The following is a 22,580-nucleotide window of genomic DNA, read 5'->3' as shown; positions in this document are numbered from 1 at the left end:
TTTCAAATATGACTATCATCGAAAATCTTAAAAAAATAATACTGATCCTCCCGCTGCTGGCTTTGGCTGGTTGTGAGGATTTCCTATCCAAGGAGCCGGACAGCACCCGGGCTGTAATTAATACGCCGAAACAGGTTTCGCAATTGCTCACTACTGCCTACCCGCAGGGTGGCTATATTGTATTTGCGGAAGGGATGAGCGATAATGTGGGGGACAAGGGCGTAGGAGAAGATGACCGGACCAATCGTAGTTCATTCCTTTTCGAGGTGGTGGAAGCGACTGTTGACGAACAGGATTCGCCGGACCAATACTGGGCCGAATGTTACCGCGCCATTTCGGTGGCCAACGAGGCGCTGGACATTATCAGCAAAGTGTCAAACCCTGACGACTATAATGCGCAGAAAGGCGAAGCATTGCTGGCGCGCGCCTATGCGCATTTCATGCTGGTAAACTACTACTGTACTTTCTTCGACCCGCAACAAGCCAATGGCGGCCCGGGTATTCCTTATGTAACGGTGCCCGAGGATGTGGTGATTAAGCAATATGAGCGGGGCACGGTAGCGAATGTGTACCAAATGATCGAAAAGGATTTGCTGGAAGGGTTACCGCTGATCAGCGACGGTACTTACACAGTTCCGAAATACCATTTCAACCTGGCTGCCGCCAATGCATTTGCCAGCCGTTTTTACCTGGTCAAAAAGGATTATCAAAAAGTGCTGGACTACGCAAATGCGGCTTTCCCTAGTAATAATTTTGGCGAGAACATGCGTCCCTGGAATACCACTTATTCGAGCATGTCGCCGGCTGAGTTGTTCAATATTTATTCACGTGCGAGCGAGAATGCTAATTTGCTGCTGATTGAAACGGCATCGAATTACGGCCGCTTCGTGGCCAGCTACCGTTACGGAATGACGTATGCTAAGTGGCAGGAAATATCTGCGAGCGAGCAGATCATCGCCGGAAACGCCGGCTGGGATTTTCCGCTTTATTACCGGGGCGATAACAACTATTTCATACCAAAACTGACCGAGTATTTCGTCCGCGAATCGGTGAACGCGGACATTGGGCTTCCTTATGTGATGCTACCTGCTTTTACTGTGGAGGAAGTGCTGTTCAACCGGATCGAAGCCAATGCCTATCTAAACAATACCGCCGCCTGCCTTACGGATTTGAATACATACGTCAGCAAGCGGGTAGATAATTACAACCCTTCGACGCACAGGGTAACAGCGACCAGTATGTCCAACTATTTCAGGTCTAATAATCTCAGAAACAACATTATCAATACGGTGCTCGCGTTTAAGCGTGTCGAGTTTGTACAGGAAGGAATGCGCTGGTTCGATATTCAGCGTTACAACATTCCGGTGACGCACACCACCCGGAGCGGGTCGACGATCGCGGTCCCGGCTGGTGATCCTCGCAGGGTATTGCAAATACCGCAAACAGCCTCCATTTCAGGTATACAACAGAATCCGAGATAAGAAAGCCATTCAATATGAAAATTCTATTCAGACATTTCGCAAACTACCTCTTTGCAGCATTGCTGTTCAGCACGACGTTGACTTCCTGTAAAGAAGAGGATATCGGCAATGTGGACGACATCTCGGGCCTGGGTGGTGAAGATTGGGTAGCCGGCCCGATCGACAAGTGGATACAGGACAGCCTGGTGGTTCCTTATAATATCTCCGCCAAGTATAAATGGGACCAGTTCGAATTTGGCAACCTGACCAAGAACCTGGTGCCGCCGGACGAATCGCAGGTAATTCCCCTGCTCAGCACGATTAAGAAAGCATGGACTAACCCATACGTGGAAGAAGCCGGGAAAGTGTTTTACAATAAATATTCACCCAAATTCTTCATCCTTTCAGGAAGTAACGAATATAATTCGGAGGGTTCGGTGACGCTCGGGACTGCGGAAGGTGGCCGGAAAGTGATCTTGTACGGGGTAAATCTTTTCAAGATCAAGGGAATGGCGGGTTATGACGCTGCGAAGGATTCATCGTTTGTAAAGGATTGGTTCCTGCATACGATCCACCATGAGTTTGGTCACATTCTGCACCAGACAGTCCTTTACCCGGTCGAGTACAAGAATATTTCGAAATCCTATTATCAGGGCGGAAACTGGATCAACTGGAGTGATGCGGATGCGCGCCGAGATGGGTTTATTACCGCATACAGCTCGTCGGCATTTGACGAAGATTTTGTTGAAATGATCGCGATGATGCTAACAGAAGGGAAAGCTGGCTTTGAAAAGCTGGTCAACTCCATTCCCGAAGGAACGAGCTCGCACGGTGTAACAAAGGCCCAGGCGCAGGCCGCATTGCGGCAAAAAGAGGCTATTATTGTAGCCTATTATAAAAATACCTGGAAAATTGATTTTTACAGTCTGCAAAAAAGGGTGCGGACTTCGATGAACAAACTTTTTTAATGCCAGATGAAGAACTCACTTTTATACCTCCTGTTCCTGACCACCGTTTTCTTTTCCTGCGAAAACAAAGACGACACTGTTTTTGAAGAATCGGCGGATGTGCGTTTGAATGCGGCATTGGCATCGTACGAAAAACAACTCGTGGAAGCACCCTACGGCTGGAATGCGATCATTTATCCCGGTGGCGGAGGTAGTTATGGTTTTTATTTCAAATTCGATGATAAAAACCGGGTGACGATGTACTCAGACTTTTCGGATGCCGCTGCCGCGAAATCAAAGGAAAGCAGCTACCGGTTGAAAGCAATGCAAACACCTTCGCTGATCTTCGATACCTATTCCTATCTCCACGTGCTGGCCGACCCTGACGAAGAAGTGAATAATGGTGTAAGAGGCGAGGGATTGAAATCCGACTTTGAGTTCAGTATTTACAGCGACTCCGTGAAAACGGATGTTATTACGCTGGTAGGGCGCAAAAATCAGAGTCGCCTGGTGCTTACCAAGGCAACACAGGCACAGGCCACAGCTTACACGAACGGTGATTTGGCGAAGGCACTTCTGTTCAATAATATTGCCAAATATATTCCCTATTTCAAACGTGTCACACTCGGTGCGAACACCTATGAAATTACGGTCAATCAGGATACGAGAACCATTAAAATGACCTGGCTCAACGGAAATGTTCCTAAAACTTTCAGCACGAGTTACTACATGACGCCGGGCGGCGTTGCGTTCACCTCTGCGCTGGTTAATGGCTCACAAACGATCACAGGTTTCAGTAACATCACCTGGAATGCCAATTCGACGCAGCTCGGTGTTAGCGGCGGCGGCGCAAGTGGCGTAGTGGTGAGCGCAATCAAGCCGATATCCGTCGATCTGGCGGCAGCTAGGAGATGGTGGCAGGCACCTGTCGAATCCGGTGGTGACTGGCGGTCGGAAAATGGCTTCCACGTTAATGGTGTCGACGATGCATTCAAGGTAAAAGATTTGAAATATAATAACCTGTCTTACGCATTCTACATGTATGCGCCAGCTTTTAATTCGAGATATGATGCATTTGCACCTATTTTTTATGACGAAGATGGCATCTACCTGGAATACGGACACGCTCCGGCCAAGCCGACCTTTACTGCCGATGGTCGCGTTGTATTCACTGAATTCGGGGCGTTTGGAGACATACCCGTGGGCGGTGCAGCGGAAAAGTCGGGTGCTCTTTTGTTTGATACCAGCGGTTTTTACCTCATACAGACATCGGACGAAACATACGATATGGTAAGTGCCAAGGATGCTAAATCCTGGATTACCTGGGAATAGCACTACCAGTATTTGCCGTTCCGCTTCGCGAACCAATACCCCCGCCAGAATATACGCAGGTGATTGAACAGTGTAGGTACAAGCCCGAAATGCTTATGCAAAACCCGGAAGCGGTCGATTAGTGATCGGCGATGGTTCTTGACGGACAAACCACCCAGGAGGTAGCGGCAGATGACAAAGGAGAGGAATTGAACCTGGCCTGCCCTTTTCAAACAGGTGATCTCCCACTCGATGTCCGCGCTGAGGTTCTGATCGTCGTAAAGTGGGGCAATGGCTTTTTTGGCGATGAAAGCCTGATGGCAGACTTTCATTCCGAGGGCAAAGTCCTGCCACCGGAGCTTTGTCGGCAATGCATGGGGTGTGAATCGGCTGCGCAAACCTACTTCCTCGCCATTTTCGCGGATCATCAGGGCGTCGCTATAATATACATCGGCACCGGTTTCGAAGGAGTTCAGCAGATTTTGTAAAGTGTGTTGATCAAAAGCCTCGTCTCCGGCATTCAAAAACCAGAGGTATTGCCCTGAGGCAAGTCGCATACCTTTGTTCATGGCATCGTAGAGACCTTTGTCCTTCTCGGAAACGACACGCGAAATGAAGTGGCTGTATTGTCGTGCAATACCGAGCGTCCCGTCGGTGGAGCCGCCATCGATGATCAGGTATTCGACCTGAGCCGGATCTGTTACGTTGGCTAAGGCCAGTTCGACACTTTTCAGCGTTCGGTCAAGAAATCGCTCAGCCTGGAAAGTGATCGTGATAATCGTTAGTAGCGGGCTATTATCCATGAAGCAGGGATTCATAAAGTTGGGAATACTGCCTCGCCACCGTTTCCTGCGAATAACATTGCAGCACCTTTTCACGTGCATTACGTGAAATGTCGCCGTTGGCATTATGGTTTAACACCCATTGAATGCCTTCCGAAAGCGAAGAGGCTGATTTGGCCGCAGCAATATATCCAGTTTCAAGATGTCCGATCATTTCAGGAATTCCGCCCGTCTCGAACCCCGCAACGGGCGTCCCGCAGGCCATTGCCTCCATAATGGTGTTCGGTAAGTTGTCTTCCAGCGACGGCGCAATGAGCATATCGGCTGCATTATAGGCTTGTACCATTTGCGCCGGGTCCGAAATTTTGCCCAGAAAATGGACTTTTACAGGCATATCCATGAAATCGCTCAGATCGCCCTTGCCGAGAATCATTACCTCGGACTCCGATAATGCGGGATTTTGTATGGCTTCCTGAAAATAAGCAAAGCCTTTTCGCGGATCTTGTGTGTTGGCACCGGCAAAAAGGATCAGTTTTTTGTCGACGGGAAGGCCCAATGCATTTCGTGCGGCCGTACGATCGCCGGGTTTGAAGAAATCGGTGTCGATGCAGTTGGGTATGGTCATGGAAGGCATTCCGCGGGTTAACGCGGCTTGTTGGACCAGGTTATTCAGCCAGCGGCTTGGCGAAACGAGTGTCAGCCGTGCATTGCTATAAATGCTTTGTTTTTTCTCGAACTGCGCAAAAGCAATATCATACTCGCCCGGTTTCTTGAGATAAGGGCAGTAGCAGCAATGCGACAAATAGCGTTCGCAGCCACGGTTGTAATGGCACCCGCCGGTAAATGTCCACATATCGTGCAGCGTCCATACGATAGGTTTTCCTAGTTCAATAAGCTTTTCAAGCGATTTCAAAGAGAGAAATCCAAAATTGATCCAATGTAAATGGATGATACTCGCCTGTTGCACCAGGGGATGGTGACTGATATCGGCACCTGCCGCAGCAGGGGAGAATGCGAAGCGCACGGATTTGTCTTTCTCATGAGGCAGAAAAGAAAGTCTTTCCAGGACGAAATTCCCCCAGGCCCTTTTCGATTTCCATGAACTATCAGCCAAGGCGGTCGTTTGCGGGCCGGGGCGTGATATTTCGGAAACCATGAGGTGCGAGTCGACGCCTGCATTGAGCAGTGCCTGGTGCAACCTTGCCGCAGCGACCCCGGCACCACCTTCCCAATGAAAATTACTCAATTGAAGGATCATTTGATCGCTGTTGATAAATCGTGTTTCTGCGGCATATTCGTTTCAGGTGGCTAAAATTAATAGTTCTGCCTTTAAATAATTTTTATTCGGGGAAACTATCTTTATCGATAAATCACCGACCCCATAATATGTCAAGCGAAAAACGGAGCCACGAGGCGCATTCGGAATGGTATGAATTGCAGTTTGGTACCCAGGAGGCAAAGAACAAAGTCATCGAATCGTGGGAATACGATAATGCGAATCAAACCATTAACCACTGGATCCACAAAAGGATGCTGGAACTGACGGACGCGTTCGTGCAGGAAAAAAGGTCGTGGCTGACAGTCGGTGATGGTTATGGCTTCGATGCAAATCATTTTTTCAAGAAAGGGCTGGAAGTGACTGCGAGCGATATTGCAGGGACTTTTCTACCGCTATCAAAGGAAAGAGGCTTTATTGATCAATATGCTATTGAAAACGTAGAGCATTTGACTTTCTCCGACAATAGTTTCGACTATGTGTTTTGTAAAGAAGCTTACCACCACTTCCCGCGTCCGTACCTGGGCGTGTACGAAATGTTGCGTGTGGCGCGTGAAGCCGTGATCCTGGTTGAGCCGCATGATCCGATCTCGAAAATGCCATTCCTGCTGGCTTTACGCAATATTTTTGATCGGTTTGATACCTCGGCGTTCCAGAAATACTGGAAGAACAGGTATTCGTTCGAGACCGTCGGTAACTATGTTTTCAAACTGTCGGAACGCGAAATGGATAAGCTGGCCAATGGAATAGGACTTCCTGCTGTGGCCTTCAAAGGCATCAACAATAATTACTACCATCCCTCTTATGGCCGGGACAAAGCGGACGATTCGTCGCCTGCATTCCGGAAAATCAAGCGCAAACTCGCGTTCCATAATTTTCTGGTTAAAGCATCCTTGATGCCGTCGCAGGTTCTTTGTGCGGTAATTTTCAAAAAACTGCCTTCCGAAAAAGTGATGAAAGCGATGGAACAGGAAGGCTTCCAGGTGCATATCTTTCCAAAAAATCCTTATGCGCATTGATTGAGGAATCCTTCTTCTGCCTGAAACCTGCCGGTTTTCTTTCTTGTTGCGACGGGTCCAATAGATAGCTTACGATACGTTCAAATACCAAGTTGGTTACTCAATCGTAAGCAATTTTTTGATAGGCCGGAATATGCCTAGTTTTATGCCCCAACATTCAAAGAAGTACCTTCCATGTTACCAGATATCAGAATTGCCGTTGTCGGACTTGGTTATGTCGGTTTGCCGCTGGCTGTGGCATTTAGCGGGAAATTTCCGATCATAGGGTTTGATATCAATAAAAGACGTGTTCAGGAGCTGAAAGATGCCTATGATGCTACCAAGGAAGTTTCACGGCAGGATTTGCGGGAGGCTGTTAACCTCGCATTTTCCTGGGAGGAGTCTGCATTAAAGGAATGCAACGTATTCATCGTAACGGTTCCAACACCCGTCGACCATTATAAAAAGCCAAACCTTACGCATTTGCTCAAAGCGAGCGCGATGATCGGGCAAATGCTCAAAAAGGGTGACGTCGTGATTTACGAATCCACGGTATACCCGGGCTGTACGGAAGATGACTGCGTGCCGGTGTTGGAAGGAGAAAGTGGCCTGAAATTCAACGAAGACTTTTTCTGCGGCTATTCACCCGAACGCATAAACCCGGGAGATAAGGTCAATACCTTCACGAAAATCAAAAAGGTAACATCCGGTTCCACGCCGGAAATAGCAAGGTTTGTGGACGGTTTGTATGCGTCGGTCGTCGAAGCAGGTACGCACCTGGCTTCGAGCATCAAGATTGCGGAGGCATCAAAAGCCATTGAAAATGCCCAGCGCGACGTGAATATCTCGTTTATGAATGAGCTGGCACTAATTTTCGACCGGATGAATATCGATACGACGGAAGTCCTGGAAGCTGCCGGTACAAAATGGAATTTCTTGAAATACAAACCCGGGCTCGTGGGTGGGCATTGTATTGGTGTCGATCCGTATTATCTGGCGTACAAAGCGGAGTCGCTGGGATATTACCCGCAGGTAATTCTCTCTGGCCGAAGGGTAAATGATACCATGGGTGTTTTTGTAGCCAACAAACTGGTGAAACTCATGATCCGGAAAGGGCACAAAATCGAAGGCAGTCGTGTGCTGATCCTGGGTATCGCCTTCAAAGAAAATTGCCCCGACATCCGCAACACCAGAGTGATCGACGTGTACCGCGAATTGACCGATTTTGGAATGAAGGTCGACGTTTATGATCCCTGGGCATCAGGAGAGCAGGTGCTGGCCGAATACGATATCGCATTACTGGACAAACCTTCGGGTACTTATGAAGCGGTTGTCCTGGCCGTTGCGCACAACGAATTTCGAACGATGGAATTTCAGGAATTTACCGTTTCGGGTTCCGTTATATTCGATCTCAAATCTGTATTACCACAGGAAATGGTCGATTCAAGGCTTTGATCGGGGGGTTAGTCGCGCCAGCCGAAGATATTCAGTTGAAGATCCATCACATTGTTGTCCCGGTAGCGATGGTTCACAAATGGCCTGAGCCGGTGCTGGTTTGTATCCACATAGTATCGGAAACCGTTTTCCTCAAAAACTTTCACCACATCGGCCAACCCTTGCGCATTGCCAATGTAGGAGTGGAATTCTACAAAAAGGTTCTGCACATGTGCCAGTGAGCCGCGACAGTCTTCCAGTACCTCAATTTCCGCACCCTCAATATCAATTTTCAAAAAATCAACACGTGTCTCCTTTTCCAGGTAATCTTTCAGGCGAATGGAAGCGATTTTCCTTTTTTGGGAGGTGGAGTAAATTGAAGAAGAGTCCGCAGATTCGCTGCCAAACCAAATCCCTTCTTCGTTGGTCCAAACCGCCTTATCTATAATCTCGACATCGTTGATCCCGTTCCGTTCCAGATTCTGCCGAAGTTGCGAAGCGATCGCTGGTTCCGCTTCGAATGCGAGTAGCCTGGCTTTGGGAAACAGGTTTTTAAAATACAGAACGCTCATTCCAATATTGGCGCCGCAGTCGAATATGACGGGCTGCGGCTGGGTAGTTTCGAAATAATAGAATTCATCCGCGAAAATTTCTTTGTGCTGCCAAAGAAATGACATCGTGTCGGGGACATTTAGCTTGAAACCGCCAAAAGCCACTTCGGTCAATTGGTACCGCGCGCGATTGCCATATTTGAGCAATAGCGCCATGAATTCCCGGTTCCGGTTGGAACTGAGCGCGTGATAAGGTTCTTTAAGCAGGTAGCGAAGCCAGTACATATTGGTTATGATCGGATCCCGTATTTGACCCGGTTTTTGATTTTTAAAAGAAGTGACAGCCGGTAATAGTCACCAAATGTGCGGATCATACTTTCATCCGGCATCAGATCAGGCGGCATTACCACGCCCCCTTCGGCCATTTCGTGGCCATACTGTGACGATTTGAACGTAAAATTGGTGCCGCTGCCATCCGTTCCGATGTTTTTGATTTTGGAATGGACAGGGTAAAGACCATAAGCTTCGTTGCAAAATTGCGAATATGTCCATCGGATCGCCCACGAATCAATTGCTCCCTGCTGTTGTTTGGCCAGCATCGGCCATAGGTCGCCACCACCACGGTTAAATGCTTCTCGCTTTGCAGCGTCGTTTTTCAGTACCTCAAAGTCATTTACCTGCCAATCGGCCTTCGCCCATTTGGGTGCCCAGGTGCCCCAGCCCCACGAGCTTGCACGCGGCACCAAATATAGATCATGGACGTAATTTTGCGGAAACTTGATAGGTGGCGTGTAGCCTGTGACAGAGAAAATGTCGTCGCGTTCCGAATAGACATCCAGTGCCTGGTTCATAAAAGAAAGGAAATCGGAAGCGCTCAGCATATCATCTTCCAGCACGATTACCTTAGGATATCTAGATAGTACATCGCTAACTCCCTCAACGACAGATGCCGCAAGTCCTTTATTTCTTTCCGCTTTAAATATCGTAACATTTTTAAAGCCGTTTATCTGAGTAAGAAACTGACGAACCTCAGTGACCGCTTGCACATCCAGCTCGCCTTTTGGTCCATCAGAATATACAATGAGCTCGCTTTCGGAGGCCTGTGTATTCATTTGCAGACTTTCGATGGTCTGGCGCAAATGTAGCGGACGGTTATAGCAAAAAAGGACGACAGGGGCGTAAACGCACATCAGGCTCGTAAGTATCGGATTTTCTCAGTGCAAAAGTAGGTTGAATCGTTTCGAAATCACAACAAATCCCAAAGTAGCAAAAAGTCCGGGCGGCGCATTTCGGTGAATCAAACTATGCTACCTTTGCGGCGTAACTGTTATTCAAGGCATTGAAGATTATATGTGTGATGGGTGCCCGGCCTAATTTCGTTAAGGTGGCAGCCCTGTACAGAGCCTTTACAAAATACCCGGAATTTTCCGTCAAATTGCTTCATACCGGGCAGCATCACGACGATGCGATGTATCGGGTATTTTTGAAACAGTTAGAACTTCCCGATCCGGATTTTTCTCTCGACGTTCACGGCGGCTCACACACAGAACAAACCGCATATATCATGCTGGGTTTTGAAAAGGTGCTCCTGAGCGAACGTCCGGACATGGTGGTCGTGGTGGGTGATGTAAATTCGAGTTTGGCATGCGCACTCGTTGCGGCAAAGGAAGCCATCAGGGTTATTCACGTGGAAGCCGGCTTGCGGAGCGGCGATAAAAGGATGCCCGAGGAAGTGAACCGGATTCTCATAGATCACATTTCCGACGAACTTTTCGTCTCGGAAAGATCAGCGATAACAAACTTACATAGTGAGAATATTGAGCCCGGCAAAATTCATTTTGTCGGCAATGTCATGATCGACTCGCTGGTATTCAGTCGGAAGCGGGCCGAGGAACTGTCGGTATTTAAACGTTTCGGACTGCAAAGCAAAGCGTATTTCGTCATGACCATGCACCGGCCTTCCAATGTGGATTCAACTGATCAACTCACCGGGTTAATGGCTTTGGTGAAGGCGGCTTGTGAACTTAGACCGTTGATTTTCCCTGTTCATCCCCGTACAAAGGCGAATCTGGAACGTTACGGTATTTGGGATGATCTGGGAAAAATGAATGGATTGATATTACTTCCGCCCCAGGGATACCTGGAATTTATCAATTTGGTGGCTAATTCGATGCTCGTCATTACCGACTCTGGTGGCGTTCAGGAGGAAACCACTTTCCTGGGTGTGCCCTGTATCACATTGAGAGAGAATACAGAACGTCCTGTTACCATTGACGGAGGTACTAACTATCTTGCAGGTTGTTCGCAGATGGATGCTGCGATCGCTGTTGTAAAGAAAATTCTTAATGGAAAACAGAAGCAAAGTTCATTACCTGAGTTATGGGATGGATTTGCCTCGGATCGAATTGCACAGCTCGTAAAAGAAAAGTATATAAAATAAATTATAGTGGGAATAATTATTCGACAAAGCTTGAAGGCCGGATTGGGATCCTATATCGGGGTTGGTATTGGGATTATCAATCAAATGTATGTATCTACTAAATTTCTGTCGGTAGAACAATTAGCGCTCACCCGCCTTCTTTTTGAGAATAGTTTACTCTTCTCTGCCTTCGCGCATTTAGGAACTCCATTTATCGCGGATAAATTTTTTGTAAGATTCAGGGACGATCAGGAGGAGCATAACGGGATTTTACCGTTTCTGTTGGCTGTACCATTTGTCGGAGGTATTTTGTTTGCAATTTTATATTTCCTGTGTTCAGATTTGATTCAGGAATACTACTCGACAAACTCCCCGTTGCTACTGAGGTATCACATTTTGGTTATACCTCTTACGTTGTTCTGGCTGTATATGGCCGTATTAGAATCATATTGCCGTAACAATGCCCGGATTGCCGTTCCCAATTTTATAAGGGAGGTTTTCTTAAGGCTGGCCAATATGCTTTTGATCCTGATCTTTGGATTGGGATGGATCAGTTTTGACCTGATGCTTTATATGGTCATCGCTTTATATGGTCTTGGCGTTGTTTCTCTGGTAATTTACATCAAGCATCTTGGAAAGTGGTATTGGAGGAGGCCTAATCCAAATATTCTCACACGGGAGCTTTTTAAAAAAATGCTGGCTTACGGGAGCTTTACCCTGATCGGGGGTATTGGAGTAAATCTCATGTTGTTCATTGACCGCTCGATGCTTGCTGGTGAGCGTGGACTTGTCCAAACGGGGATATTTATCATCGCTGCGTATATTGCCGGAGTAATTGAAATTCCTAAAAAGGCGATTTCTCAGATCTCGATCCCCTTACTTTCGAATTCACTGACCAAGGGAGATTATGCCCATGTGCGGATGATCAATAGAAAATCAGCATTGAATCAGCTGATAGCGGGTGGATTGTTTTTTTTGCTGATATGGAGCAGTATTGATGAAATCTTCTACCTTATTCCCAAAGGAGAGACCTACAGAGAAGGGAAATTGGTAGTTCTTTTTCTGGCCTTGGTAAAGGTATTTGACACGGGAACCGGTCTCAATACCGAGATAATCCTCTATTCTAAATTTTTCAAATTCGCTACTTACTTTATTATTGCCTCTGCCATTCTCGGCTTCTTTCTGAATGTTTGGTTAATACCTATTTATGGATTCGTAGGAGCTGCATTAGCCACGATGCTTACAACAATAATCTATTCTCTTTCCAGGTTAATTTTTGTATGGCGCAAATTTGATGTTCAGCCTTTCACCGCAGGAAGTTTAAAAATTGTATTGATTTTGATTTCACTGTATTTGCTGACTTTTCTCGAACCGAAGTATGAGTTCTCCAAATGGACTGCGATGGCGGCTATTGTAATCAGGTCGACAATTTTCTGCCTTCTTTATGCAATACTGATTTTGAAACTAAAACTGTCGGAAGAAATTGAAACAGTTTTTAATAATGTAAAGCGTCGGTTACTATAATTATCGGTGTTTTGTTTTTATTAAATCAACTGCTTGCGAAAATTGATTTTTCTACTGGTTTGGATGCGATTCCGGACGAAATCGATATCTCTGAGGTAGATCGTGTTTTGCGGATTGGTATTAGTCAGTTTTTGAAGATTTCTTTGAAAAGGATCATAGCTATATGGCAGGAACCCCAGCCCAAGCAGCTTGTCGTGAAGATAATTTTGACCGAATTCGTATTGGTCAGATAAGCCATTAGTTTCCATAATGATTACCTTCAATTCCGACCGGTTGAGAATATTGGGGGCACCGTTGATGACATTCGCTTCGAATCCTTCGACATCGATTTTCAGAAAGCTGACAGTTTTGTCGGCCAACAAGTGATCCAGTGAGTTAACTGACACCTTTGTGGTCGCGCCCTGAAAGTTTTCCTCAGTATTGATTACATGATTGGTAGCATCGAGGCTGTTAGAGAAAACCAGTTGTTCTTCCTTGTCGCCCACGCCCATATTTAGCAGCTCCACGCGGTCCTGCAATCCATTATAAACAACATTGCGCAACAGCTTGGAATAAGTCGAAGGGATCGGCTCGAAAGAGATGGCCTTGGAGCCGGCAACTCCCGCTGCCAGTACTGTGTACACGCCGACATTGGCGCCTACATCTACGAAAGTGTCTTCAGGACGCAGGTAATGCATCAGGAAAAACATCTCGTGCAAATCATATAATCCGGTATAAATTTGAAGTTCGGCGCTGGACATGCCTTTTTCAACAACGAGCGAGGTGTTTTCCACAAATGGGTAGACAATCGGATGGCGGTGCAGGCGGATGATCACTCCCCTCGTGAAGAAGGTGACGAGGGCACTGATCTTATTATTTTGATTTAGTGGGTGACTTAGTATGGTCTTGATGGTCTTTAATTTCATTCGATTGTCGGTATTTAATAGCCGCGCCGGGAAATATTGCGGCTACTAATGTAGCATATTTGGCTGCTGTAAGCAAAATGCGCGGGCTCCACCGTGCAAGGGATTTAATAGACAACCATCACGCTACCTTCGGTAATCAACTTTTTTCCGGAAAGGATCTTGAATACATAACTACCGGCAGGAACCAGTTTTCCCCGGTAAGTGCCGTCCCAATTATGAGAATAGTCTTTTGAATAATAAATGACTTCCCCCCAACGATTGTAGACGAAAATGCGTAGCTCCTGTATGCTTTCCGCATTGAAGATCTTCCAATTGTCGTTTTTTCCGTCCCTATTGGGCGTAAATATGTCCGGGACCCACGGCCTGGTGGTCTCCTTAGGCGGGTTAACGCAAGCCCTTACGTCCAGACTCCGATCGAGTGCCAATGGACTGGGTTGGGTAAAACAAGTTGAGTCAAACTCGATCGCCACCTGAATGTTCATTCGATATTCTGAACCTCTGTCCACTGTCTGTAATATCAATTCGGACGAAGATTCCGATCGCTCCACGCCGTCAACTTGCCATTTGAATACAGAACCCGGCTTATCCGAGACTACTTTCAGGGACACGGTTTCTCCGCCACAGATCTGATTTTTGTTGACCTCAACGTGACCCGTTGCCGGAACAGAAGGGATGTTTGCCCCTTTGTATAACGCCTCAATCTCCTCCTCATTTAAGGGGCGGTCATAGAGATGAATGTCGTCGATCCGCGCATGGGAGGCTTGTCCGTAATTATTCCGGGTGCCGATGGTCGCACGTACGGTGCTGGTGCCGTAAAAAGCCTTCTTCCCATTGGCGCTATTGGAACACACCATGCGGCCATTTACGTAGAAATAGTAATTCTTGTCATCTTTCACCAGCACCAGATGATACCATTGTCCTGTTGGTTCGACAGCCGGCCCTGAGCAAAGGATATTATCGGCAACACCCAGATAAGATCCGTGTGAAAAGCCGGTATGGCGGTCATTGGAATAATGATCGCCGTAAAGAATATGCTGATCCCCATAATCACTCCCGACTGAAAACAGGAACTGCGCAGTGGTTGGTGTGGGGATCAGGCTGGGATTGACCCATATGGAATAGGTGAAAGTGTTGATTTGGAGTGCAGCGGGGCTGATTTCGATCACGTCATTGAGCCCGTCGAACTCATAGGCCGAATTGGTATTGCCAAAGCGATCGTCGGCAAGCCTGGCGCCTGTTACCTGGCCGTGATTGGCCAGCGGGCTGAAATCCTTTGCATTTCCCGAGAACGGATAGCAGCCGATCAGGCCACGTTCAAGCTCGACTTGCCCATGAACAGTGAAACGCAGGTAAAATATACAGAAGAGGATAATGACTCCTCGAAGGAAGCGCATACTATAAGCTAAGTAACCGCGAGCGAACGTTTCGGAAAGATCAAAAATTTTCGCAATATCCGGAAATGGAATCGGATTTTGGTTTTAAAAATCCGGACCGATCATTTCGTAAACAATTTTTACGCATTCCTTCGCGCCGATATGCTTTTTAAAGCGGGCCAGAGACGGTTTTTCCTGGCCGTGATGATCAAGGGAGATTCCCAGGTCCAGAATGCCCATTCCGTTGTCCCTGCAAAATTCATAGGCCGCTTCAAAAAGCATCAGGGATGGACTAAGAGTACGGAATTCGGGCAGGTAACCCGACAGAAAATGGTAGAGGACATTGTCGCTCACGCGGACCATTATGGCAGTGGCCACGGGGCGCGCTTGAAACCAGTTTGTGAGAATCAGATAATCGTCGGGATTGGGACGCATGAAACACGCCAACCGCTCCATGGGAATGGATGGCGTGTACTCATGCACGCGATAACATTCGCGAAGCAGCTCTTCGGTAAACGGGTCGCAAACTCCTTGTTTTATGGTCACATGTAAACCAAATTTTTTGCCTTTCGATAACCGGCGCCTCTCCGGTGGCTCAATAATTAACCTAAAATCCTTACTACCAATAGGAATATAATGATTAGAATAGGTATGATTGGGGAGAAAACCGGTAGCGAGGTAGCTATGATGGCACAGTTCATGTGCAGCCGGATCATAACATGACGGTGCCGTTTTAATCGTTAACTGGCTGCCTCCTTTGTGATATATCCACTGACGGACGCAGGTGAGCAGGAAAGTTAGTTGTGACAGTTGGCAACCGGATAGGGGCATCAGGCCCCCAAACGGTGCCGAAGGTGGTGAGCACCAGTGTGTTTGACCTGGTAGGCAGTGAAATACCGCCAACATGCCATCCAGCTGGTTAGAAGTTAGAATAAATGAATAAATTACATTAGATGCGTGGTTAGCGAGTTGCTCCCTGCGGAAAAACAGCGACGGCACGGTAGTAGGAAGCGGGGCTTCGGATAACGGAAATACCTGCACGATGGTGTCACCATCGATCCAGGATTTGAGAGGAGTGTGTGTCATATTACTACTGATGCGAGGCAAAAGTTTTAAGATGTGTGTTAAATGCGCTCAGATCAAGGAATTTGATAAATATTTGATATACTAATTTGATATTTTTTATGTTTAATACAATGCGGATTACTATTTTTGTTAATTCATCAATTCAGTTCAATGAGAATGTACAAAATTGTACTGGTTGGTAATCAGGATATTCAACCAAAGGGCAATCACAAGGCTGGAAACTGATTGTTTTGATTAATTTGACACCAGTATTTTTACATCCATTGGACCCAACCCATCCATGAAACACATACTGATCGCCGAAGACCACGCTGTGGTAAGAATCGGTACTAAGCACCTCCTCAAATCACTAATCCCGGATTCTACGATTTCGGACGTAGACGATTTTGACAAAATTCTTCAGGAAATCGAGACAAAGGCCTATGACCTCCTAATTCTGGACATTAATATCCCTGGCGGTAACACAACGAAAATGGTGGAAACCATTCGTACCAAGTCACCGGGTATCAGGATATTGATGTTTTCAAGCTACGACGAGCAACTCTACGGGCTGATGTACCTACAAGCCGGAGCAGATGGATATTTGTCGAAAGATGCACCGGAAGAAGAGTTCAAAATAGCCGTTATGAGCGTTCTGAACAACAAAAAGTACATGAGCGAAGACATGCAGCAGATGAACATCAATCGTCTTATCAATCCGAAAGAATACCTCCCGGATCCGATTGTAAGCCTTTCGCCTCGAGAAACTGATGTGATGAACTTGTTAAAGGAGGGTTTGGGTACCGCAAAAATTGCAGAAAAACTGAACTTGCAGCTTTCGACCGTTAGTACTTACAAAGCCCGGATTTTTGAAAAGCTGGGTGTAAAGAATATCGTCGAACTGATCACCAAGATCAAGTAATTTTTTCTTACTATATCGAAAAAGGTTTCTGTACCAGGTGCAGAAACCTTTTTTTTATTTAATTAATCGAATGAAATTCATGCGCAAACTGAGCGTTGATGAAATGGGCCGCATGTCGGTCGAAGAATTCAGGGAAGCGGACAAGTTTCCATTGATAATCGTATTAGATAATATCCGTAGCCTAAACAATATCGGCTCGTTTTTTCGAACTGCAGATGCATTCAGGGCCGAAAAAATAGTGCTTTGTGGCTACACTCAACAGCCACCTCATCGCGAGATTACCCGCAGTGCGCTCGGTGCCGAAATGTCGGTAGTTTGGGAGAAATGCCCGAGTGCGGTGGAAGCGGTGAACTTACTGAAATCGCAGGGTTACAAGGTTTGGTGTGTAGAGCAGGCGGAAGGAAGTATTCTATTGCAGCATTTTGAGCCTGAGCCCGACCTGCCCTATGCGTTTGTGTTTGGAAACGAGGTGGAGGGCGTCGACAATGAAGCGATCGCTGCATCGGACGGCTGTTTGGAAATTCCGCAGTTCGGAACGAAGCATTCATTTAACGTTTCTGTTTCGGCCGGGATTGTGTTGTGGGATTTTGTAAGGAAAAAGATAACATAAAAATAATACGTAAAATTTGCTATTTCTAAATTAATAATGGGTATTTGTAGGTTATTGCCTACTGGCAATTTTGAGGCATTGGGCCGTCTTGCGGGGGCTAGGCTTCAAGTATCATCAATGTATTCTTAATATCAGGTTTATGAAATCCGCCACCAAAAAGTTATCAACAGAGATTGCTGAAACACTTACCGGAAAAATCGAAGCAGTATCTGCCGGTTCAAAACAAATAAAGAAATCGATTGAGAAGGCAGCTGCCAAACTGGCCAAGAAAGTGGCGAAGTTTGAAAAGGAGAATCTCAAAAAGAAAGCCAAGGAGGCTAAAAATGCCAACAAGAAAGTAAAAGACAAGAAAGAAGGTAAGAAAAGCAAAGCGCAAAAAGCTGAGAAAGTAGCAGCATTGGTAGCGGCGGCTTCTTCGAAAACGTCGGTTGCAACGCCTGCAAAACCGACCGTTGGTAAGGAAGCGAGTGCTCCAAAAGCGGCCGCTCCGAAAGTGGCACCCGCCAAACCTGTCGCAGTGCCAAAAGCTGAAACGCCTGCACCTGCGTCTGAGAATGCTTAATCAATAACAGTAACAAAATGACCAGCGCCGGTATTTCCGACGCTGGTCATTTTGTTACAAGCATTGCTATCTTCGCCCGATGGTCACAAGCAGGCGGCCTGTGAGACCTTTCTCGGCGCGGTGCGAAAAATAGTCGTTATTGTGAAGTACGGTCGAATAGGGAGATACTTCTATGTTTACGTGCTTTACGCCACTTTGGATGAGCTGATCACGGTTGGAAGCTTTCAAATCTACGAGGAATTTGCCCGTGTTTCCATCCCAGCGCTTATACACAGTCGCGAAATGTTGCGCCACATCGTCACCCACTTCAAAACTGCATTCATCGATGCAGGTTCCCACATAGCCCACACAGTTTTCAGGATTTGTACCATAGTTGGCCTGCATGGCCGCTACCGTCTTTTCAACAATTCCACCCACTGTACCGCGCCATCCGGCATGAATGGCTGCTACGGCGCCTGTCACCGGGTCGTAAATGAGGATCGGGGTGCAGTCGGCAACGGTTACCGCCAGTTGAATACCTGTGATATTGGTCATCAAAGCGTCGAAACCCTCGAATCGGGCTGGCTTGGTAACTATCACGACATCGGTGCCATGCACCTGGTGTGCCTTTGCTACCTGTTCAAATGGAACCCCGAGCGCCCCAAAGAAAATGTGATTGTTTCGCAGGATGTTTTCCTGCAAATCCTGTGAGCCGCCCAGGTTCAGAGAATTGTAATGACCGGTGCTTACGCCGCCGTGACGTGTGCTTTCAGCGGCTATCAGTTCAGGGAATTGTGCGAATATTTGGGGTTTGCGGAATAACGGAAGTTTCTCAGTCGTTGGGGATGCAAGCATTCTTCTGGTATTTAATAGGAAACGGTACCAAAATTAAACGATCAGGTTGTCGGAATCATCTCCGATCGAATTTATTTTAAACCAACGCGGTTATCTGCCCGGAAGCCGTTAGCAATGGAGCCGTAAAATAGCGAGGCGCAGATTTTGCGCATAATTCAGCTAAATTTGTGTCGGCGAGACCGCTCATCCAATGAACTTGTAATTATGATAAAAGTGAGTGTGTGTGTAGTTACCTACAACCACGAAAAATTTGTAGCCAAAATGCTGGATTCGATTCTGATGCAGCAGACTACATTTGATTTCGAGATCGTTGTGGGTGATGACCTCTCGAAAGACAACACCCGAGCGATATTAACCGAGTACCAGGAACGTTTTCCGGATAAAATCAGGCTCTTGCTACATCCCAAAAACATGGGGCTGAATGGAAAGTTCAATGCACTGGCGACCTTCGCTGCGGCCAGGGGCGAATATATAGCGCAGTTCGACGGAGATGACTACCTACTCGTCCCGGATAAGCTCCAAAAGCAGGTCGAAATGATGGATGCCAATCCGCATTACTCCGCTTGTTTCCATAATGCAAGGGTAATTTTCGATGACAATGCGGCACCACCGTATTTGGTCAATACTTTGCGAAAGACGGAATTTACGGTCGATGACCTGATAGGCGAGGATGAGCTTTGTTTCATAGCAACCTCTGCCCTGATGTTTCGGAGAGAGGATTTTGCTAAGAACCCGGACCCGGAATGGACGAACCGTTCCACCAGCGGAGATATTCCACGCAATATCATGCTGGCGACACGCGGACCAATCGGCTATATCGACGAAGTAATGTCGGTTTATCGGAAACAAAGAGGAGGAGCGAGCTTTGCGGATAATCACTACGGGGCAGATTTCCTTTTCAACCGCATTGAAATGTATTCCAATATAGATAAGGAACTGAAATACAGATACCACGACACGCTGACAAAGAATATTGCCACTTATTACTACAAAATGCTTTTTTCGCGGGAGTATGGCAATACCTACTGGCCGCGGGTCAAATACGCGGTGAAATACCTGTCGATGGCCGAACCATCATCGGAACGGAAGAAGGAGGTTATCCGCGACTTTATTATCCCGCCGTTTTTTATGAAAATATACAGCTTCTTTGCCATTAACTTCTACAATTTGAAAAGTAGGTTATCAGGGCAAAGCTGACAACAAAAAAGGGCCATTTGGCCCTTTTTTGTTGGATTAGAATAACTTTTCCTGTGGTGGTTTTACACCTTTCAGGCGAATGTACACGGTAGCCTGACCGCGGTGGTGAGTTTGGTGCTCAAAAGCCTTCTCGAAAGCAGCGCCTGCCTTCATATCCATACCAAATACCTTTACATCTTTCGCAAAATCGGCGTCTGTCATACCTTTTAGTGACGCAATCACGAAATCATAACTTTCCAGCACGCCTTTACTTACGGCTCCTTTTGACTGGTCCGCCATTTTTTCAAGAGATTCTTCCATCGGTTTTTTCTTGCCGGTTGCGGCTGAAACGAATGCATAATTCGCGTCGGCAAGGTGGTCCATTTGTTGTGCGAACGAACGGATTTCAGATGTAGGCTTCAATGCATAGCCATCGTCGGGCATAGCATCCAGGTATTCCTTGGTAAAGGCTTTTGCCCTTTCCCAGTCGGCGATTTGTTTGGCAACGGTAGTTTGCGCGGATGCCATCTTCCCGGCCAGTAAAAGCATACAGATAATAGCAATTTTTTTCATTCGATTGTTGTGTTTGGTGGTTGATATATTTGCGAAAGGTAGCGGGAAGGATTGCGATTGTCAACAACGCGGGCAAATATTTAAGCAACGGTTATGTATCGAAAGGTGACATTCATTTGAGGCTCTGATTCGGCAAAAAACTGCCCGGTACAGTTGTTGTTAACCGACTTATTATTTTATTTGACATCAACACCATCCAACGAATTGAACCGAGATGCCCGGAAGCTCAGAAGAACGCGCCCAGAAGTACCTTGACCTGGGCCACAGTGAGGCTGAAAATCACGCAAAAACCCAACTGGAACTGTACGAGAAGCGCTTAGAGCAGACGTCGTCGGTTACCAATGCCATTTCCGAATTTTTCAAGACCAACCTTTTTGGTTTTGCCTGGCATTATATCCGGAGCCGCTTTGGAGCGCGGCATCCGTATCAAGCCTATCCACGTAACGATGACACGGGCATTTACCCGTTGCAATCGTCCATTGCTTCGCGGGATGAGATCGGTATTGCGTTGCTGTCGGATTGGGCGAGCGATACGGCGGAGTCGGATTCCGTCGCAAACCTGGTCGCACGCCATGCTCCCGATTACACCATTCATATGGGTGATATATACTTTGTAGGAACGCCCAAGGAAGTTGAGGAGAACTTCACGGCGCCCTATGCTTCGTGGTATTACGGCCCATCGGGTAGTCTTGCGTTATCGGGTAACCATGAAATGTATTCCAATGGCAACGCGTTTTTCCAGCACTTGCTCCCGGCGATGTATGCACAGGTGGGTGAGGTGCGGAGGACGCAGCAGGCGGGTTTTTTCTGTCTGGAAAATGACTATTGGCGCATTATCGGCATCGATACTGGCTACACTTCGGTGGGGCGGCCTTTCTTCGAAATACTTTCACCGCCGGATTGCCACTTGCGGAAGGAGCAGGTGGCCTGGTTACGCGATGTGGTGAAACTAGGTGATCCGACGGACACACGCGGCATTGTGTTTTTAAGCCATCATCCCTATATGTCGGCTTTCCGGGAGGAGTATGTACGGCCAGCCGAACAGTTGCAGAAGCTTATGGGAGATGCGCAAAGACCGGTTGTCTGGATCTGGGGCCACGACCATCGGCTTGTAGCTTACCGGTTCGACCGGAACGGGAAGGGGCCCATGGCTTATGGGCGCTGTATCGGGCATGGCGGACTTCCGGTTGAAATAAAAGCACCGGATGCAGGTGAAATGTACAAGATTGACTACTACGACACCCGCGTTAGAAAAGAATTAAAGGGCCACCCCTTGGGCTACAATGGGTTTGTACGCTTGTTGTTGCGGAACGAGAAACTGGTTGCTGAATACCGTGACCTGGAAGACACCTGCGTAATGGAAGAGAGCTGGACGGTAAACAAATCGAACGGCCAACTCGATTGGGAACTTGTAAAAGTCCTTCCGGGGCTGGCCGTTCGTTGAATATAATTATGCCCTTGCGGGCAGCGCGTCAATGATGATCGTCGTGGCTTTTGTCACTATAAAATGCGGCAAAAGTCACGATTAGGCCGATGGTTCCGAGTATGAACGTGAACAGGTCGCCAAATACTGCCAGGATGATGAAAAGGATAACAAATGCTGCAATATAAGCGAAGCTAGGCAGCGAAGCGGACTCGGTATGTGAAGTTTCAGACATATTCGGAATGTATTAATAACTTTCTATGGTGCGAAAATAATAAATCAGAGTTAAGTTTCTCGCATTCACCTCTATTTTTTAGATCCGTTCCTGATGTCTCCGTTTTGAGAGAACAGTCATGTCTACGGGTCAAACTGCATGTATTGTTGTGAGGATCAGTACGAATTGTATTATTTAAACAAAGTGCATAGTGCTGCACA

General features: G+C 47.0%; 22 protein-coding genes. 12 read left to right on the top strand and 10 right to left on the bottom strand.

The window, feature by feature from the left end; all coding sequences use genetic code 11:
• Window positions 1-8 precede the first annotated feature (8 nt).
• The 3 genes from LZD49_RS23310 to LZD49_RS23300 are packed head-to-tail and all read left to right on the top strand — an operon-like array spanning window position 9 to window position 3,739.
• Window positions 9-1,481: a RagB/SusD family nutrient uptake outer membrane protein gene (locus tag LZD49_RS23310; RefSeq protein ID WP_234670075.1), complete on the top strand. Its 1,473-nt coding sequence runs from the start codon at window positions 9-11 to the stop codon at window positions 1,479-1,481.
• A 14-nt stretch (window positions 1,482-1,495) separates the two neighbouring features.
• On the top strand, window positions 1,496-2,428 hold the full coding sequence (locus tag LZD49_RS23305) for a putative zinc-binding metallopeptidase (protein WP_234670074.1): 933 nt from the start codon (window positions 1,496-1,498) through the stop codon (window positions 2,426-2,428).
• A 6-nt stretch (window positions 2,429-2,434) separates the two neighbouring features.
• On the top strand, window positions 2,435-3,739 hold the full coding sequence (locus LZD49_RS23300; protein WP_234670073.1) for a DUF4302 domain-containing protein: 1,305 nt from the start codon (window positions 2,435-2,437) through the stop codon (window positions 3,737-3,739).
• 2 nt (window positions 3,740-3,741) lie between these two features.
• On the opposite strand, the gene LZD49_RS23295 is transcribed toward LZD49_RS23300, so the two are convergent.
• Complete coding sequence (locus tag LZD49_RS23295; protein ID WP_234670072.1) at window positions 3,742-4,521, bottom strand: glycosyltransferase family 2 protein; 780 nt, start codon at window positions 4,519-4,521, stop codon at window positions 3,742-3,744.
• Window positions 4,514-5,758: a glycosyltransferase family 4 protein gene (locus tag LZD49_RS23290; protein ID WP_234670071.1), complete on the bottom strand. Its 1,245-nt coding sequence runs from the start codon at window positions 5,756-5,758 to the stop codon at window positions 4,514-4,516. The genes LZD49_RS23295 and LZD49_RS23290 overlap by 8 nt, the downstream gene beginning before the upstream one ends.
• Before the next feature lie 128 nt (window positions 5,759-5,886).
• Here LZD49_RS23290 and LZD49_RS23285 point away from each other — a divergent pair, with 128 nt between their 5' ends.
• Window positions 5,887-6,795 carry a class I SAM-dependent methyltransferase gene (locus LZD49_RS23285; RefSeq protein WP_234670070.1) on the top strand — a complete coding sequence of 303 codons (909 nt, stop codon included), beginning with the start codon at window positions 5,887-5,889 and terminating at the stop codon, window positions 6,793-6,795.
• Between the two features lie 174 nt (window positions 6,796-6,969).
• Entirely contained in the window at window positions 6,970-8,229 is a 1,260-nt protein-coding gene (locus LZD49_RS23280; RefSeq protein ID WP_234670069.1) for a nucleotide sugar dehydrogenase, read from the top strand.
• Between the two features lie 8 nt (window positions 8,230-8,237).
• Here the strand turns inward: LZD49_RS23280 and LZD49_RS23275 are convergent, their stop codons facing one another.
• Window positions 8,238-9,044, bottom strand: coding sequence for an FkbM family methyltransferase (locus tag LZD49_RS23275; RefSeq protein WP_234670068.1), 807 nt, complete (start codon window positions 9,042-9,044; stop codon window positions 8,238-8,240).
• A 5-nt stretch (window positions 9,045-9,049) separates the two neighbouring features.
• A complete protein-coding gene (locus LZD49_RS23270) occupies window positions 9,050-9,949 on the bottom strand; it encodes a glycosyltransferase (protein ID WP_255721126.1) in 900 nt (299 codons plus the stop codon).
• A gap of 149 nt (window positions 9,950-10,098) precedes the next feature.
• On the opposite strand from LZD49_RS23270, the gene wecB reads away from it, so the two are divergent.
• Entirely contained in the window at window positions 10,099-11,199 is a 1,101-nt protein-coding gene (wecB, locus tag LZD49_RS23265) for a non-hydrolyzing UDP-N-acetylglucosamine 2-epimerase (protein ID WP_234670066.1), read from the top strand.
• Between the two features lie 6 nt (window positions 11,200-11,205).
• Complete coding sequence (locus LZD49_RS23260; protein ID WP_234670065.1) at window positions 11,206-12,702, top strand: polysaccharide biosynthesis C-terminal domain-containing protein; 1,497 nt, start codon at window positions 11,206-11,208, stop codon at window positions 12,700-12,702.
• A 20-nt stretch (window positions 12,703-12,722) separates the two neighbouring features.
• Here LZD49_RS23260 and LZD49_RS23255 read toward each other — a convergent pair whose 3' ends face one another.
• From LZD49_RS23255 to LZD49_RS23245, 3 genes are all read right to left on the bottom strand, one after another.
• Entirely contained in the window at window positions 12,723-13,607 is an 885-nt protein-coding gene (locus LZD49_RS23255; RefSeq protein ID WP_234670064.1) for an FkbM family methyltransferase, read from the bottom strand.
• A gap of 104 nt (window positions 13,608-13,711) precedes the next feature.
• The gene (locus LZD49_RS23250; protein ID WP_234670063.1) at window positions 13,712-15,001 is read right to left on the bottom strand and encodes a LamG-like jellyroll fold domain-containing protein; all 1,290 of its coding nucleotides are present in this window, start codon (window positions 14,999-15,001) and stop codon (window positions 13,712-13,714) included.
• An 84-nt stretch (window positions 15,002-15,085) separates the two neighbouring features.
• On the bottom strand, window positions 15,086-16,066 hold the full coding sequence (locus tag LZD49_RS23245; RefSeq protein WP_234670062.1) for a GNAT family N-acetyltransferase: 981 nt from the start codon (window positions 16,064-16,066) through the stop codon (window positions 15,086-15,088).
• 280 nt (window positions 16,067-16,346) lie between these two features.
• Here LZD49_RS23245 and LZD49_RS23240 point away from each other — a divergent pair, with 280 nt between their 5' ends.
• From LZD49_RS23240 to LZD49_RS23230, 3 genes are all read left to right on the top strand, one after another.
• The gene (locus LZD49_RS23240) at window positions 16,347-16,967 is read left to right on the top strand and encodes a response regulator transcription factor (protein ID WP_234670061.1); all 621 of its coding nucleotides are present in this window, start codon (window positions 16,347-16,349) and stop codon (window positions 16,965-16,967) included.
• Window positions 16,968-17,046: 79 nt separating this feature from the next.
• Complete coding sequence (locus LZD49_RS23235) at window positions 17,047-17,577, top strand: RNA methyltransferase (RefSeq protein WP_234670060.1); 531 nt, start codon at window positions 17,047-17,049, stop codon at window positions 17,575-17,577.
• 139 nt (window positions 17,578-17,716) lie between these two features.
• Window positions 17,717-18,139, top strand: a complete 423-nt coding sequence (locus tag LZD49_RS23230) for a histone H1/H5 family protein, HCT subfamily (RefSeq protein ID WP_234670059.1) — start codon at window positions 17,717-17,719, stop codon at window positions 18,137-18,139.
• Between the two features lie 66 nt (window positions 18,140-18,205).
• On the opposite strand, the gene pgeF is transcribed toward LZD49_RS23230, so the two are convergent.
• Complete coding sequence (gene pgeF, locus LZD49_RS23225; RefSeq protein ID WP_234670058.1) at window positions 18,206-18,973, bottom strand: peptidoglycan editing factor PgeF; 768 nt, start codon at window positions 18,971-18,973, stop codon at window positions 18,206-18,208.
• 204 nt (window positions 18,974-19,177) lie between these two features.
• Here pgeF and LZD49_RS23220 point away from each other — a divergent pair, with 204 nt between their 5' ends.
• A complete protein-coding gene (locus LZD49_RS23220; RefSeq protein WP_234670057.1) occupies window positions 19,178-20,170 on the top strand; it encodes a glycosyltransferase family 2 protein in 993 nt (330 codons plus the stop codon).
• Window positions 20,171-20,206: 36 nt separating this feature from the next.
• On the opposite strand, the gene LZD49_RS23215 is transcribed toward LZD49_RS23220, so the two are convergent.
• Window positions 20,207-20,722: a DinB family protein gene (locus tag LZD49_RS23215; protein ID WP_234670056.1), complete on the bottom strand. Its 516-nt coding sequence runs from the start codon at window positions 20,720-20,722 to the stop codon at window positions 20,207-20,209.
• Window positions 20,723-20,936: 214 nt separating this feature from the next.
• Here LZD49_RS23215 and LZD49_RS23210 point away from each other — a divergent pair, with 214 nt between their 5' ends.
• Window positions 20,937-22,166, top strand: a complete 1,230-nt coding sequence (locus tag LZD49_RS23210; RefSeq protein WP_234670055.1) for a metallophosphoesterase — start codon at window positions 20,937-20,939, stop codon at window positions 22,164-22,166.
• A 28-nt stretch (window positions 22,167-22,194) separates the two neighbouring features.
• Here LZD49_RS23210 and LZD49_RS23205 read toward each other — a convergent pair whose 3' ends face one another.
• On the bottom strand, window positions 22,195-22,380 hold the full coding sequence (locus tag LZD49_RS23205; protein ID WP_234670054.1) for a hypothetical protein: 186 nt from the start codon (window positions 22,378-22,380) through the stop codon (window positions 22,195-22,197).
• Between the last annotated feature and the right edge of the window lie 200 nt (window positions 22,381-22,580).

It is taken from the genome of Dyadobacter sp. CY261 (genome assembly GCF_021440085.1).
Taxonomy (GTDB): domain Bacteria; phylum Bacteroidota; class Bacteroidia; order Cytophagales; family Spirosomataceae; genus Dyadobacter.
Note: the sequence above shows the minus strand (reverse complement) of the source record. Positions and strands in the feature narration are given on the sequence as shown.

Coding starts and splice junctions, on each gene's coding strand:
- LZD49_RS23310 (WP_234670075.1), top strand. CDS start 9: ATGACTATCATCGAAAATCTTAAAAAAATAATACTGATCCTCCCGCTG.
- LZD49_RS23305 (WP_234670074.1), top strand. CDS start 1,496: ATGAAAATTCTATTCAGACATTTCGCAAACTACCTCTTTGCAGCATTG.
- LZD49_RS23300 (WP_234670073.1), top strand. CDS start 2,435: ATGAAGAACTCACTTTTATACCTCCTGTTCCTGACCACCGTTTTCTTT.
- LZD49_RS23295 (WP_234670072.1), bottom strand. CDS start 4,521: ATGGATAATAGCCCGCTACTAACGATTATCACGATCACTTTCCAGGCT.
- LZD49_RS23290 (WP_234670071.1), bottom strand. CDS start 5,758: ATGATCCTTCAATTGAGTAATTTTCATTGGGAAGGTGGTGCCGGGGTC.
- LZD49_RS23285 (WP_234670070.1), top strand. CDS start 5,887: ATGTCAAGCGAAAAACGGAGCCACGAGGCGCATTCGGAATGGTATGAA.
- LZD49_RS23280 (WP_234670069.1), top strand. CDS start 6,970: ATGTTACCAGATATCAGAATTGCCGTTGTCGGACTTGGTTATGTCGGT.
- LZD49_RS23275 (WP_234670068.1), bottom strand. CDS start 9,044: ATGTACTGGCTTCGCTACCTGCTTAAAGAACCTTATCACGCGCTCAGT.
- LZD49_RS23270 (WP_255721126.1), bottom strand. CDS start 9,949: ATGTGCGTTTACGCCCCTGTCGTCCTTTTTTGCTATAACCGTCCGCTA.
- LZD49_RS23255 (WP_234670064.1), bottom strand. CDS start 13,607: ATGAAATTAAAGACCATCAAGACCATACTAAGTCACCCACTAAATCAA.
- LZD49_RS23250 (WP_234670063.1), bottom strand. CDS start 15,001: ATGCGCTTCCTTCGAGGAGTCATTATCCTCTTCTGTATATTTTACCTG.
- LZD49_RS23245 (WP_234670062.1), bottom strand. CDS start 16,066: ATGACACACACTCCTCTCAAATCCTGGATCGATGGTGACACCATCGTG.
- LZD49_RS23240 (WP_234670061.1), top strand. CDS start 16,347: ATGAAACACATACTGATCGCCGAAGACCACGCTGTGGTAAGAATCGGT.
- LZD49_RS23235 (WP_234670060.1), top strand. CDS start 17,047: ATGCGCAAACTGAGCGTTGATGAAATGGGCCGCATGTCGGTCGAAGAA.
- LZD49_RS23230 (WP_234670059.1), top strand. CDS start 17,717: ATGAAATCCGCCACCAAAAAGTTATCAACAGAGATTGCTGAAACACTT.
- pgeF (WP_234670058.1), bottom strand. CDS start 18,973: ATGCTTGCATCCCCAACGACTGAGAAACTTCCGTTATTCCGCAAACCC.
- LZD49_RS23220 (WP_234670057.1), top strand. CDS start 19,178: ATGATAAAAGTGAGTGTGTGTGTAGTTACCTACAACCACGAAAAATTT.
- LZD49_RS23215 (WP_234670056.1), bottom strand. CDS start 20,722: ATGAAAAAAATTGCTATTATCTGTATGCTTTTACTGGCCGGGAAGATG.
- LZD49_RS23210 (WP_234670055.1), top strand. CDS start 20,937: ATGCCCGGAAGCTCAGAAGAACGCGCCCAGAAGTACCTTGACCTGGGC.
- LZD49_RS23205 (WP_234670054.1), bottom strand. CDS start 22,380: ATGTCTGAAACTTCACATACCGAGTCCGCTTCGCTGCCTAGCTTCGCT.